At 73.9% G+C, this 12,937-nt stretch carries 12 protein-coding genes and 1 pseudogene; 9 read left to right on the plus strand and 4 right to left on the minus strand.

All coding sequences use genetic code 11. From position 1 onward, the window contains the following. Positions 1 to 89 precede the first annotated feature (89 nt). The 5 genes from ACVCAH_RS03175 to nudC all read left to right on the plus strand — a co-directional run bounded on the left by ACVCAH_RS03175 (position 90) and on the right by nudC (position 5,784). Positions 90 to 1,409 (plus strand): DEAD/DEAH box helicase, encoded by a 1,320-nt coding sequence (locus ACVCAH_RS03175; RefSeq protein ID WP_447134518.1) that lies wholly within the window; start codon positions 90 to 92, stop codon positions 1,407 to 1,409. 295 nt (positions 1,410 to 1,704) lie between these two features. Then, complete coding sequence (locus ACVCAH_RS03180; protein WP_447134519.1) at positions 1,705 to 1,929, plus strand: hypothetical protein; 225 nt, start codon at positions 1,705 to 1,707, stop codon at positions 1,927 to 1,929. A gap of 191 nt (positions 1,930 to 2,120) precedes the next feature. Next, the gene (locus ACVCAH_RS03185; RefSeq protein ID WP_447134520.1) at positions 2,121 to 3,431 is read left to right on the plus strand and encodes a M16 family metallopeptidase; all 1,311 of its coding nucleotides are present in this window, start codon (positions 2,121 to 2,123) and stop codon (positions 3,429 to 3,431) included. 56 nt (positions 3,432 to 3,487) lie between these two features. After that, positions 3,488 to 4,831, plus strand: coding sequence for a M16 family metallopeptidase (locus ACVCAH_RS03190; protein ID WP_447134521.1), 1,344 nt, complete (start codon positions 3,488 to 3,490; stop codon positions 4,829 to 4,831). Beyond that, the gene (nudC, locus tag ACVCAH_RS03195; RefSeq protein ID WP_447134522.1) at positions 4,828 to 5,784 is read left to right on the plus strand and encodes an NAD(+) diphosphatase; all 957 of its coding nucleotides are present in this window, start codon (positions 4,828 to 4,830) and stop codon (positions 5,782 to 5,784) included. Before ACVCAH_RS03190 ends, nudC begins: the two co-directional genes overlap by 4 nt. A gap of 133 nt (positions 5,785 to 5,917) precedes the next feature. Here the strand turns inward: nudC and ACVCAH_RS03200 are convergent, their stop codons facing one another. From ACVCAH_RS03200 to ACVCAH_RS03210, 3 genes are all read right to left on the minus strand, one after another. Next, positions 5,918 to 6,187, minus strand: a complete 270-nt coding sequence (locus ACVCAH_RS03200) for a hypothetical protein (protein ID WP_447134523.1) — start codon at positions 6,185 to 6,187, stop codon at positions 5,918 to 5,920. A gap of 215 nt (positions 6,188 to 6,402) precedes the next feature. Further along, entirely contained in the window at positions 6,403 to 6,639 is a 237-nt protein-coding gene (locus tag ACVCAH_RS03205; protein WP_447134524.1) for a DUF397 domain-containing protein, read from the minus strand. A gap of 73 nt (positions 6,640 to 6,712) precedes the next feature. Beyond that, positions 6,713 to 7,690, minus strand: coding sequence for a helix-turn-helix domain-containing protein (locus tag ACVCAH_RS03210; protein WP_447134525.1), 978 nt, complete (start codon positions 7,688 to 7,690; stop codon positions 6,713 to 6,715). A gap of 227 nt (positions 7,691 to 7,917) precedes the next feature. Here ACVCAH_RS03210 and ACVCAH_RS03215 point away from each other — a divergent pair. Beyond that, a pseudogene (locus ACVCAH_RS03215) lies at positions 7,918 to 9,153 on the plus strand (MFS transporter); the annotation flags it as partial. A gap of 155 nt (positions 9,154 to 9,308) precedes the next feature. On the opposite strand, the gene ACVCAH_RS03220 reads toward ACVCAH_RS03215, so the two are convergent. Then, positions 9,309 to 9,551, minus strand: coding sequence for a mycoredoxin (locus ACVCAH_RS03220; protein ID WP_447134526.1), 243 nt, complete (start codon positions 9,549 to 9,551; stop codon positions 9,309 to 9,311). Positions 9,552 to 9,641: 90 nt separating this feature from the next. On the opposite strand from ACVCAH_RS03220, the gene ACVCAH_RS03225 reads away from it, so the two are divergent. From ACVCAH_RS03225 to ACVCAH_RS03235, 3 genes are all read left to right on the plus strand, one after another. Beyond that, complete coding sequence (locus ACVCAH_RS03225; RefSeq protein ID WP_447134527.1) at positions 9,642 to 11,795, plus strand: ATP-dependent DNA helicase UvrD2; 2,154 nt, start codon at positions 9,642 to 9,644, stop codon at positions 11,793 to 11,795. Positions 11,796 to 11,925: 130 nt separating this feature from the next. Then, on the plus strand, positions 11,926 to 12,183 hold the full coding sequence (locus ACVCAH_RS03230; protein WP_447134528.1) for a hypothetical protein: 258 nt from the start codon (positions 11,926 to 11,928) through the stop codon (positions 12,181 to 12,183). Positions 12,184 to 12,316: 133 nt separating this feature from the next. Further along, positions 12,317 to 12,682: a WhiB family transcriptional regulator gene (locus ACVCAH_RS03235; RefSeq protein WP_447134529.1), complete on the plus strand. Its 366-nt coding sequence runs from the start codon at positions 12,317 to 12,319 to the stop codon at positions 12,680 to 12,682. Positions 12,683 to 12,937: the final 255 nt, after the last annotated feature.

Below are 12,937 nucleotides of genomic sequence, written 5' to 3' on the forward strand. Positions count from 1 at the left end.
TGCTTGTGACCACCGCGGCTTGCTTCCGCCGGTGACAGCGCCGCCTCCGGCGCCTTCCTCGACACGTGCCGCCTCGAGGAAGGCTCCTGTTGACCACCGTCGTACCCTCCTTCGCCGGCACCGCCCTGGCGCCGAGCCTGCTCGCCGCGCTGACCGCGCAGGGCATCACCGAGCCGTTCCCGATCCAGTCGGCCACCCTGCCCGACTCGCTCGCCGGCCGTGACGTGCTCGGCCGGGGCCGCACCGGCTCCGGCAAGACCCTCGCCTTCGGGCTTCCACTGCTCTCCCGCACCGCCGGCCGCCGGGCCCGGCCGGGTCGCCCGCTGGCCCTGGTGCTGGTGCCGACCCGTGAGCTGGCCCAGCAGGTCACCACCGCGCTCGCCCCGTACGCCCGCGCCGTCGGGCTGCGCTGCGCCACCGTGGTCGGCGGCCTGTCGTTGCAGCGCCAGGCGGACGCCCTCCGCGCCGGCGCCGAGGTGGTCGTGGCCACCCCCGGCCGGTTGCACGACCTGATCAACCGCGGTGACGCCCGGCTCGACCAGGTCGCGATCACCGTGCTGGACGAGGCCGACCAGATGGCCGACATGGGCTTCCTGCCGCAGGTCACCAAACTGCTGGAGCAGGTCGCCCCGGACGGGCAGCGGATGCTCTTCTCCGCCACCCTGGACGGCGGCGTGGACCGGCTGGTCCGCCGGTTCCTGACCGACCCGGTCTCCCACTCGGTAGACCCCGGCACCGCCACGGTGACCGCGATGACCCACCACCTGCTGCACGTCGACGCGGTGGACAAGCCCGCCACGCTGACCCAGATCGCCGCCCGCGAGGGCCGCACCATCCTCTTCATGGGCACCAAGCACCGCGCCGACCGGCTGGCCCGGCAGTTGCTCGCCAAGGGGGTCCGCGCCGCGGCGCTGCACGGCGGCAAGTCCCAGCCGCAGCGCACCCGGATCCTGGAGCAGTTCCGCACCGGGCAGGTCACCGCGCTGGTCGCCACCGACGTCGCGGCCCGGGGCATCCACGTCGACGGGCTGGACATGGTGGTCAACGTGGATCCGCCGGCCGAGGCGAAGGACTACCTGCACCGGGGTGGGCGTACCGCCCGGGCCGGTGAGTCCGGCACGGTGGTCACGCTGGTCCTGCCCGAGCAGCGCCGGGACGTGTCGCGCCTGATGGCGGCCGCCGGCATCAGGCCGCACTCGGCCCAGGTGCGCCCCGGCGACGCGGCGCTGGTGCGGACGACCGGCGCCCGGGAGCCGTCCGGCATGCCGGTGACCATCGCCGCTCCGCCGGCTCCGGCCGCCCGCGCCGCCGGCGCTCGTGCCGGCGACGGCCCGGGTGCGGCCGGCTCCCGTACCCCGCACCGCGCCTCCGGCCGGCCGCGCCGGCCGCGCCGCCCCCGCGCCTCCTGACGCCGGCCGCGCCGCCCCCGCCTCCTGACGCCGTCCCGGCCGCATCGGTCGCCCGCGCGACGAGCGGCGGCGCGACCGACCGCCTCTGTGCGCCCTCTGAGGAATGTCGCAGCCGGGTCGTATGGTCCGACCGCGCCGGCGAACTCGCCCGGCCCCGTGACGTGGGTGACCAGCGGCTGAGTCGGTAATCAGCGCCGGTTGGGTCGGGTGGCCGACTGTGCCGGCTCCGCCCGTCGTCGAGGCTGGCGACGGGGGGAACGGCCGGGCGGATCGGCTCGACGGGGGAGGGATGACCATGGCGGGCGACACCGGCTCGACGGCACTGCGCGAGCTGCTGTTCGTGGTCGCGGTCGCGGCCGCCGGGCTGCTGCTCGCCATGGTCGCGGTCTTCACGCCCTGGCACGCCACGCCCGGCGGGGCCGCCCCGGCCGGCCTGGTGGAGCTGCACAGCCCCGCCGGTGTGGTGGACGTGCCTGGTCTTCCCGGCGTGGCCGGGCAGGTGGACCCGACCGCCGGCTGAGCCGCGGTCGTCGTACCCCGGCCGGACCGGCGCCCGCGGAGGGGCGGGCCCGGTCGGCGCGGCAGGGGTGCGAGGCGTGGTCGGGTCGGCGGGGCACCGGCCCGGCCACGCCGACCGACGCCGCGAGCCGCTCGGCCCGGCTCGCCGGAGGTCGCCGGTAACCGGGGTGCCGACGCGCTAGTGTCGATCACGTGCCGACGCGGAGAGCGAAAATTCCAGCGACGAAGTACCCGGTCGAGCGGTTCAGCCTCGACAACGGCCTACGGGTGGTGCTCACCCCCGACCGCAGCGCACCGGTGATCGGGGTCGCGGTCGTCTACGACGTCGGCATCCGCTCCGAACCGGAGGGACGCACCGGCTTCGCCCACCTCTTCGAGCACCTGATGTTCCAGGGCTCGGAGAACCTGGAGAAGCTGGCCCACTTCCGGCACGTGCAGGGCGCGGGCGGCACCTTCAACGGCTCCACCCACCTGGACTACACCGACTACTTCGAGACGTTGCCGAGCAACGCGCTGGAGCGCGCGCTCTTCCTGGAGGCCGACCGGATGCGCGGTCCCCGGCTGACCGAGGAGAACCTGCGCAACCAGGTCGACGTGGTCAAGGAGGAGATCCGGGTCAACGTGCTCAACCGCCCGTACGGCGGGTTCCCCTGGCTGACCCTGCCGCCGGTCATGTTCGACACCTTCCCGAACGCGCACGACGGCTACGGCTCCTTCGTCGACCTGGAGTCGGCGACCGTCGCCGACGCCGCCGACTTCTTCCGCCGGTACTACGCCAGCGGCAACGCGGTGCTCGCGGTCAGCGGCGACATCGACGTCGCCGAGGCGACCGAGCTGATCGGACGGCACTTCGGCGACGTGCCGGCCCGGCCCGCACCCGAGCGGCCGGACTTCACCGAGCCGGACCTGACCGTCGAGCGGCGCACCGCGTACACCGACAAGCTGGCTCCGCTGCCGGCGGTGGCCTCGGCCTGGCGGGTGCCCGACCCGGTCGCCGACTTCGCCGGCTACCTGCCCTACGTGGTGCTCGCCGAGGTGCTCACCGACGGCGACGCGTCCCGCCTGGTCGAGCGGCTGGTGCTGCGGGACCGGACGGTCACCAGCGTCGGCGGCTACCTGGGCTTCATGGGCGACCCGTTCGACGTGCGTGACCCGACGGCGTTGCTGCTCCAGGCGCACCTGCCGCCCGGCGGCGACGTGGACAAGGTGCTGCGTACGGTCGACGAGGAGCTGGACCGGCTGGCCACCGACGGACTGTCCGACGGCGAACTGGCCCGCACCCAGGCCAGGATGGCCACCCACCTGCTGCGGGACACCGACGCGGTGCTCACCCGGGCGCTGCGGATGGCCGTGCTCGAACAGCAGCGCGGCGAGCCGGGGCTGCTCAACGAACTGCCCCGACTGGTCGGCGCGGTCACCGAGGAGCAGGTCCGGGCCGCCGCCGCCACCCTGCGGCCGGAGCGCCGCGCGTCCGTCGAGGTCATCGCCGGAGGTGCCCGGTGAGTGCGAAGAGTATGCCGGGGTCGCGAGCCCGGCAGTCGCGAACGAAGGAAGGCGAGGTGACGGCGACCGTGCCGACCACGCCGCGGGCCCTGCCGCCGCTCGGCCCCACCCGCAAGCTGAAGCTGCCGAAGCAGGCCGAGCGGACGCTCGGCAACGGCCTCACCGTGATCGCGGTACGCCGGCCCGCGGTGCCTCTGGTCGAACTGCGGCTCTGGATGCCTTTCGGCCGCGCCAACCTGGCCCGTGGCGCGATGCTCGCGCAGACCCTGCTCTCCGGCACCGAGACCATGACCAGCGTGCAGCTCGCCGCCGAGCTGCAGAGGGTCGGCGGCGGGCTCTCCGCCGGCATCGACCCGGACCGGCTGATGCTCTCCGGCGCCAGCCTGGTCACCGGGCTGGACCGGATGCTGGAGCTGCTCGCCGAGGTGCTGACCGGGGCGACTTACCCGAGCGGGGAGGTCGCCACCGAGCGGGACCGGCTGGTCGACCGGATCCAGGTGGCGCAGAGCCAGCCGGCGCACCTGGCCCGCACCGCGCTGCTCAAGCGGATCTACGGCCGGCACCCGTACGCGGTGCAGACCCCCGAGCCGGAGCAGGTCCGGGGCGTCCGGCCGGGCGTGCTGCGCACCCTGCACGCCCAGCGGGTGCACCCCGCCGACGCGGTGCTGGTGCTGGTCGGCGACGTGCAGCCGGAACGGGCGCTGGACGCGGCCGAGAAGGCCCTGTCGGGGTGGAACGGCGCCGGCCACACCGCCGACCTGCCGCCCGCCCCGCCGCTGGAGCCGGGCCCGCTGCTGCTGGTCGACCGGCCCGGCTCGGTGCAGTCGTCGCTGCGGGTGGCGCTGCCGGCGGTGCCGCGCACCCACCCCGACCACGCCGCGCTGCAACTGGCCAACCTGGTCTTCGGCGGCTACTTCTCCTCGCGTTGGGTGGAGAACATCCGCGAGGACAAGGGCTACACGTACGGGCCGCACTCGCTGGTCGAGCATTCGGTGGCCGGTTCGGTGCTGGTCGCCGCCGCCGAGGTGGCCACCGAGGTGACCGGGCCGGCGCTGCTGGAGACGATGTACGAGCTGGGCCGGCTGGCCTCGCTGCCGGCCAAGCCGGACGAGCTGGAGCAGGCCCGCCAGTACGCCCTCGGCACCCTCCAGCTCGGCATGGCCACCCAGACCGGGCTCGCCTCGCTGACCAGCGCGTACGCCGGCAACGGGCTGCGCCTGGACTTCCTCGCCGAGCACGCCGCCCGGCTGGCGAAGGCGACCGTCGACGAGGTCGCCGCGGTGGCCGCCCGCTACCTCGCCCCGGCCCGGGCGGTCACCGTGGTGCTGGGTGACGCCGAGCGGATCGCGCCGGCACTGGCCGCGCTGGCGCCGGTCGAGGTCGAGCCGGTGGGGGCGTGAGCGGAGAGGCCCCGCCACCGCTGGCCCGCTCCACGCTGGACCGGGCCGCACACCGGCGTACCGATCCGGCCTGGCTGGCGCAGGCGTGGACGCGGGCCCGGGTGCTGGTGCTCGACTCGGCGAACGAGGGTCGGGCGCTGGTGCGTACCGACGTGGCTCCACCGGTGCTGGTGCTGATCGGCCCGGACGACGTGCCGCGGGCCGCCGGTGCCCCACCGATGTTCCTCGGCGTCGAGTCGGACGGGGTGCCGGTCTTCGCGGTCGACGCCCCGCTGCCGACGGTGCCGGGCACCCGCGCGGCGCACCTGCGCGAGGTGGGGCACCTGCTCCCCGACCGGGACGCCGGGCTCTTCACCACCGCCCTCGCCCTGGTCAACTGGCACCTGCGGCACCGCTACTCGTCGGCGACCGGCCACCCGACCGAGGTGGACGAGGCCGGCTGGTCCCGGATCGACCCGGACGGCGACCGGATCTGGCCGCGTACCGATCCGGCGATGATCGTGCTGGTGCACGACGGGCGGCCCGGGCCGGACGGGCGGTGCCTGCTCGGCAACAACGCCAGCTGGCCGGGGGTGCCCGGGCAGCGGCGGTTCTCCTGCCTGGCCGGCTACGTGGAGCCGGGGGAGTCGGCCGAGGCCGCGGTGCTGCGCGAGGTCCGCGAGGAGGTCGGCGTCCCGGTCGAGGGCATCGCGTACGTGGGCAGCCAGGCGTGGCCGTTCCCCGGTTCGCTGATGCTCGGCTTCCTCGCCACCGCCGACCCGGAGCACCCGGTGCACCTCGACCCGACGGAGATCGCGTACGCCCGGTGGTTCACCCGGCGGGAGATCGGCGCGGCGCTGGCCGGGCGGACGGTGGACGTCGGCGGTGCCCGGCTGGTCCTGCCGCCGCCGTCGTCGATCGCGCTCTTCCTGATCCACCGCTGGCTGGACGGTTGGGTGGACGGCGACCGCTGACGGGGCGAGCTCGTGCGGTCCCGGCTCGTGGCCGCCGTTGCCGCGACGGTCACGAGCCGGGAACACGGGCCGCCGTGGTCGGTGGGGCAAGGAAACGCGGCGGGGGAGCCGGTCCGACCACGACGGACGTCGGTCAGCTGCCGGGGCCGGGGAACCGGCGCCGGTGGGCCGGTTCGTCGAGCGGCAGCACCTTCACCCGTTGCCGGCCGGCGCGTACCGCGCCGACCGTCGACAGCGCCCGGGCCAGCAGCAGGGCGGCGTCCCGATCCTCGGCGTGGACGATCTGCCGGCGCGGCTCCGGGGTGGTGGTCTCGTCCCGCAGTCGGACCCCGCCGACCCAGGCGGCGGCGATGTCCACGTCGGCGGCGGCGCGGATGTCGGTGCGAACGATCAGGAACCGCATGTCGGTCTCCGGATGTACCGCGACGGATGGGAACGGGTGGAAGTTCCACGTCACTATGGGGGTCATGTTACGCCGCGTGGTCGAGTCGGCAACCCGAACGCGATGATCGACCTCAGCATCGTCCGTTCGGCGGATGGTGGGTCGCGTGGTCGTGGACCCTGCACATGCGACGGGGCCGCCGGCATCGTGCCGACGGCCCCGCAGCGTTCACCGGATCAGTCCAGATCGAACTGCCCGTTCTTCGTGCCGCCGAGGAAACCCAGCCAACCCGCCCGGTCGAAGAGCAGGACCGGGCCGCCGCGGTCCTTGCTGTCCCGCAGGGCAATCGCGACCGGGCCGGTCCGGAGCGGGGCGACCTCGACGCAGTTGGAGGTCTGGCTGCGCGTGCTGGTACGCCACGGGGCGTCCGCCAGCTGCGCGAGGACGGACGGCGTGTTGCGGAATTCGTTCATCGTGCCACTCCTGAGGTGAAGCGTTGCGGTGAGCGAGTGGCGACGCACGGCCCGACCCAGGGTCCCCCGTGGATCACCGTTCGGTCAGGCGCCCGGAATGCCGGCGGCGTTGGACGGGCGCCGTTGCCGGCCCGAACGCCACTGTGGACGGGGCTGCCGTCTCGGTCAGCCGCCCCGTCGCCTCGATCAGCCAGGAGAGGGTGTCCGATGCGGAGAGCGCCGCCGTGCGTAACCACTCGAACACTACTTTATAGCGATTTAGGGTGTTTACCTCGGTCGACATGACGTCGGTGAACCCCCCTTCGATGGCCAGGGTCTCCGGATCGAGAGGATCGGCGAACCGGTAGAGAGAGAACGCGGTCGGCGGGAGGTACCCCTCGCCGATCTGGGTGTCCCGGGGTAGCACGTGCAGCGTGACGTTCGGCAGCATGGCCAGCTCGCAGAGCTGCACCAACTGGTCGCGCAGCACCTCCGGCGGGCCGGCCCGCCGGCCCAGCGCCGCCTCCTCCAGCACGGCGGTGTACCGGGGCGCGTCGGTGCCCCGGGTGAGCAGCTTCTGGCGGGCCAGCCGGGCCTGCACCTGGGTCTCGGTGTCCTCGGCGTCCGGGTCGCCGGCGTCCTCGCCGACCTGCCGGGCCGAGGCGATCCGCACCCGTGCGTAGCCCGGGGTCTGCAGCAGCCCCGGCACCAGCACCGGGTTGTACTCGCAGATCTCCGCGCAGCCCGCCTCCAGCTCGGCGAAGCCGCGCTGCTGCTGGGTCATCGCCGGGTACGACCGCAGCCAGCCGCGCATGTCGCCGGCCTCCTCGGTGATGCCCAGCAGCTCCTCCCGGAGCGCCTCGTCCGCGCCGTAGAGATCCAGCAGGTCACGGACGTCCTGCGGATCCGGCCGGCTGCGGCCGTTCTCCAGCCGGGACAACTTGGACGCCGAGGCCCAGCCGATCCGCTCGATGACCTGATCCCCGGTGAGACCCGCGGTCTCGCGCAACCGGCGCAACTCGATGCCCAACCTGCGGCGACGCAGGATCGGGCTCGGTGAGGCAGGAGGCACGGCGTCCTCTTTCCCGTCGACCGCCGCGGACGCGACGGTAACTGTATGAAATTCGCCGCCCACGGTCAGTATGGACGGCGCGACCGGCGTCGGTGGTTCCGGCGAGGGCGTGTCTTGCAGAAAAGAGGACCGTGGAGGGGGATGGCCGGCCGGTGAGCCGCCGTCCTGGCCCGACCCCCGCCTCCCCGACGCGCCCTCGGGCGCGGGCCACCCGGCCGGAGGGACCCATGCGCACCGTCCTGCGCCGCCCGGACTTCCGTCTGCTCTTCGCCGGCCTGCTGGCCAGCATGGGCGCCGAGTCGATCCTGCTGCTGGCGCTCGCCGTCTGGGTGAAGGACCTGACCGGCTCGGACGGTCTGGCCGGCGCCACCATCTTCGCCGTCATCGCGCCGATGACCGCGGCGCCGCTGGTCGGCTGGTTCGTCGACCGCCATCCGCGCCGGCCGTTCTTCGTCCTGGTCAGCCTGGCCACCGCGGTACTGCTCACGCCGCTGTTCGCGGTCCGGGACCGGGCCGACGTGTGGATCATCTATGCGGTGGCGGCCCTGTACGGCCTGTCGTACATCACGCTGAGCGCGGTGCTCAGCGGGCTGATCCGGCAACTGGTCCCCGCCGAGCTGCTGGCCGAGGCGAACGGCGTGCTGCAGACCGTCCGGCAGGGGCTGCGGCTGATCGGTCCGCTGGCCGGCGCCGGGCTCTACGCCGCCGTCGGCGGGTGGCTGCTGGCCGCGCTGGCGATGGTCGGGTTCCTGGTGGCGGCCGTCGTCGTCGGCGCGCTGCGGGCGCCCGAGACGCCGGCGCCCGGGGTGGGGCTGCGCTGGCCGGCCGAGCTGGGGGCGGGGCTGCGGCACGTGGCCGGCGAGCCGGCGCTGCGCCGGGCGCTGTTCGGCTACGGCCTGGGCTCGCTGGTGATGGGGATCAGCGAGTCACTGATCTTCGCGTACGTCGACCGGGGGCTCGGCCGGGACGCCGCGTTCGTCGGCGTGCTGGTCACCGTGCAGGGGGTCGGTGGGTTGATCGGCGGGCTGCTCTCCGCGGGCGTGGTACGCCGGGTGGGCGAGGTCGGCACGCTCGCCGCCGGGGTCGCCTTCTTCGGGCCGGCCGCGCTGGCGCTGGCGTACCCGAACCTGTGGCTCGGCTTCGCGGCGGTGCTGCTGGCCGGCGTCTCGCTGCCGCTCACCATGGTCGGGTTGCACACGCTCATCCAGCGGCGCACCCCCGCCGGGCTGATCGGCCGGGTCGCCGCCGCCGCGGAGGCGGTGGTCAGCGGCCCGCAGGCGCTCTCCATCGGGGTCGGCGCGCTGCTTGTGGGCGTGCTGGACTACCGGCTGCTGTTCGCCCTGATCGGCCTGGTCACCCTGCTGGCCGGCGGCTACCTCTGGCACCACCGCACCCTCACCCCACCCCCCACCCCCGTCGCCGTCCCCCCTCACCCCACCCCCCACCCCCGTCCCCGCGCCACCCCGTCGATCATGAAGTTGTCGGCACGACACGCCGGCGGCGCGGGCAACAACTTCATGATCAACGGCCCTGACGGGGGAGGGGAGGGCGATGGGGGGGCGAAGACGCGGCGGAGCGGCCGCCCGGGTGGGCGGCCGCTCCGGCGGGGTGCTGCGGGTCAGCTGGCGAGGCTGGCCAGGTGCTGCTTGACCTGCGTGATGGAGGGGTTGGTCAGGGCGCTGCCGTCGGCGAAGCGCAGCGTCGGGACGGTCTGGTTGCCGCCGTTGACGCTCATCACGAACTCCGCGGCCTGCGGGTCCTGCTCGATGTCGACCACCTCGTACCCGATGCCCTCCCGGTCGAGCTGCGACTTCAGCCGGTGGCAGTAGCCGCACCAGGAGGTGGAATACATCGTCAACATGGTCAGATCCTCCAACGTTCGGCCACGGCTTGCCGATCAAGCCAAGGCTAACCGCTGCAACGTCCGGCCCGGCTGCGAGAATTCCGAGCTGTGGTGGTTCACTCAGCGACCGATCGGGTGCTCGCCGGGCTGGATCCGGAGCAGCGGTCGGCGGTGACCGCCCCGGCCGGCCCGGTCTGCATCCTGGCCGGCGCCGGCACCGGCAAGACGAGGGCGGTCACCTCCCGGATCGCCTACCGGGCCCTCTCCGGCGAGATCCCGGCCCGGCAGGTGCTGGCGGTGACCTTCACCGCCCGGGCCGCCGCCGAGATGCGAGCCCGCCTCACCGTGCTCGGGGTGCACGGTGTCCAGGCACGGACGTTCCACGCGGCGGCGCTGCGCCAGGTGCGCTACTTCGCGCCCCGGCTGCTGGCGGGGCGGGCCATGCCCGAGCTGCTGGACAGCAAGGTCCGGCTGGTGACCCTCGCCGCCGCCAAGGTGGGCCTGCGTACCGACCGGGCCGCCGCGCGGGACCTCGCTGGCGAGATCGAGTGGGCCAAGTCGTCGCTGGTCGAGCCCGGGGAGTACGTGGTGGCGGCGGCGAAGGCGCTGCGCGACACCCCGCACGAGCCGGCGAAGGTCGCCGACGTCTTCGCCGCGTACGAGCGGCTCAAGCGCGCCAACGGGGTGATCGACTTCGAGGACATGCTGCGCGCCGCCGTCTGGGGGATCGAGGAGCACTCCGACGTCGCCGAGCAGGTCCGCGGCCAGTACCGGCACTTCGTCGTCGACGAGTACCAGGACGTCAACCCGCTGCAGCAGCGGCTGCTGGAGGCCTGGCTCGGCGGCCGTGACGACCTGACCGTGGTCGGCGACGCCAGCCAGACGATCTACTCCTTCACCGGGGCCACCTCCGCCTACCTGGTCGACTTCCCCCGCCGCTACCGGGGCGCCACCGTGGTCCGGCTGGTCCGCGACTACCGCTCCACCCCGCAGGTGGTCGGGCTGGCCAACGCGGTGATCTCCCAGGCCCGCGGGGCCGAGGCGCGGCTGCGCCTGGAACTGCTCGGCCAGCGTCCGCCCGGCCCCGAACCGGAGCTGCGGATCTTCACCGACGAGCCGGCCGAGGCCGCCGCGGTGGCCGCCCGCTGCCGGGCGCTGGTCGACGCCGGCACCCCGGCCCGCGAGATCGCCGTGCTGTTCCGCACCAACGCGCAGTCCGAGGCGTACGAGAAGGCGCTGACCGAGGTGGGCGTGCCGTACCAGGTGCAGGGGGCGGAGCGGTTCTTCGAGCGGGCCGAGGTGCGCCAGGCGATGGTGGCGCTGCGGGCCGCCACCCGCTCGATCCCGGGGGAGACTCCGCTGCCCGCCGCCGTGGTCGAGGCGCTCGCCGCGGTCGGCTGGGCGCCCGACGCCGCCCCGGCCGGCGGCGCCGCCCGCGAGCGCTGGGAGGCGCTCGCCGCGCTGGTCCAGCTCGCCGAGGAGTACGCGGCGACCCCCGAGGTGCTGCCGATCGGCCAGGCCGCTGCGGTGGAGCGCCCGGTCACCCTGGCCGATTTCAACGACGAGCTGGCCCGCCGGGCCGCCGCCCAGCACGTGCCGACCGTGGACGGGGTGACGCTGGCCTCCCTGCACTCGGCCAAGGGCCTGGAGTGGGACGCGGTCTTCCTGGTCGGGCTCTCCGAGGGCACCCTGCCCACCACGTACGCCAAGACCGCCGAGCAGGTCGAGGAGGAGCGCCGACTGCTCTACGTCGGCATCACCCGGGCCCGCGAGTGGCTCTGGCTGTCGTACGCCTCGGCCCGCTCGCCCGGCGGGCGGGCCCGGCGGCCGACCCGGTTCCTGCCCCAGCTCGACCGTTCCGGCGGCGCCGAGCGGGCCGGCGCCGGCCCGGCCCGACGGCCGGAGCGGCGCCGCACCCAGATCGTGTCCTGCCGGATCTGCGGCGCCACCCTGCTCGCCGGCCCGGACCGCAAGCTCGGCCGCTGCGCCACCTGTCCGTCCGACATCGACGAGGAACTGCACGAGCGGCTGTCCGAGTGGCGGTCGCGGGTGGCCGGCGCGCAGAAGGTCCCGGCCTACGTGGTGTTCACCGACGCCACCCTGACCGCGCTCGCCGAACGCCGGCCCGGCCGCCCCGAGGAACTCATCGCGATCGCCGGCATCGGACCGCGCAAGTTGGGCCTCTACGGGGAGTCGGTGCTGGCGCTGGTGGGGGGCGCGACGGTGGACGACGTCTGCCCGAAGAAAACTTTTGAAATCTAGCCGTAAATCGTTTGCCCTCGCCCCGGGGCGAGGAATAGCCTCATGGCACACCTCGCGAGCGGCGCCATTCGGGCTGCTCAAGAGGCTGAGACCGAGCCGATCACGAGTGAACGTCAGGGAGGTGGCACCAATGGTGATCTTCTACATGAACGAGCGTCCGGCGGCGCTGCCCGCTGCCGTCGCTCCGCTGTCGGCTGTCCGGGTTGCCGTCGCGGCCACGCGACCGTCGGCTCCGCAGGTGCACCAGGTCGAGGCTCAGGCCGAGCTGATCCTCGCCACCGCGCCGAACGGAGTCCAGGGGATCAGTGGCTTCGCGGGCATGGGCATCGATGGCGCCAAGAAGCGCACGGATGTCCGCGGCGTTCCACCTCGAGGTAGACCGGTCTGACCACCAGACCACCGGCTCACCTCGAGGCCGCGGAACCCGCATACCGGGATCCGCGGCCTCAGTTTTTTTGTCCCGCCGAAGTACGTCGGAAATGCGATCCACGAGATCGAAGTGAGAGAGAGGTGACCGGGCGATGAGTCTGGCGTTGGCCCCGCTCGACGTGAGTGTCGAGCTGGAGGCGAACCTGCCCTGCCGGAAGTTCGACCCCGACCTGTGGTTCTCCGACTCGCCCGCCGAGCTCGAGCTGGCCAAGTCGCTCTGCGGGGACTGCCCGCTGCGCGTCGAGTGCCTCGCCGGTGCGGTGGAGCGGTCCGAGCCCTGGGGCGTCTGGGGTGGCGAGATCTTCGAGCGTGGCGCGGTCGTCCCGCGCAAGCGGCCCCGTGGCCGTCCGCGCAAGGAGGACCTCGCCCGTGACGCCGCGCTCCGGGTCGAGGCCGAGGCGCGCCTGGCGGCCAGTGGGCTGTCCGGAGCACGCAACGCGGTCCGGCTGGCGGCCTGACATGAACCCGATCCGTATCCACCCCGCCGGTGCCACACCGGTCACGAGAGAGCTGACCACCATGCTGCACGTTCCGAACGGAGCTTTCGAGATGCAACTACTCCACGAAGCGTTGTCCCGGGCTCGAATGCGCCGGCCTCAGGCCGGTCGTACCACCACGAGCACTGAGGCAACCCGATCCGCCCGTACCGTCGCGATGAACAGCCGCCAGCAGTCGGCGCGTGACCTGGGCGTTCTCTGACACCCGACCGACGA

This window comes from Micromonospora sp. LZ34 (genome assembly GCF_052981855.1).

Coding starts and splice junctions, on each gene's coding strand:
- ACVCAH_RS03220 (WP_447134526.1), bottom strand. CDS start 9,551: ATGTTGACGATGTATTCCACCTCCTGGTGCGGCTACTGCCACCGGCTG.
- ACVCAH_RS03180 (WP_447134519.1), top strand. CDS start 1,705: ATGGCGGGCGACACCGGCTCGACGGCACTGCGCGAGCTGCTGTTCGTG.
- ACVCAH_RS03200 (WP_447134523.1), bottom strand. CDS start 6,187: ATGCGGTTCCTGATCGTTCGCACCGACATCCGCGCCGCCGCCGACGTG.
- ACVCAH_RS03235 (WP_447134529.1), top strand. CDS start 12,317: ATGAGTCTGGCGTTGGCCCCGCTCGACGTGAGTGTCGAGCTGGAGGCG.
- ACVCAH_RS03230 (WP_447134528.1), top strand. CDS start 11,926: ATGGTGATCTTCTACATGAACGAGCGTCCGGCGGCGCTGCCCGCTGCC.
- ACVCAH_RS03205 (WP_447134524.1), bottom strand. CDS start 6,639: ATGAACGAATTCCGCAACACGCCGTCCGTCCTCGCGCAGCTGGCGGAC.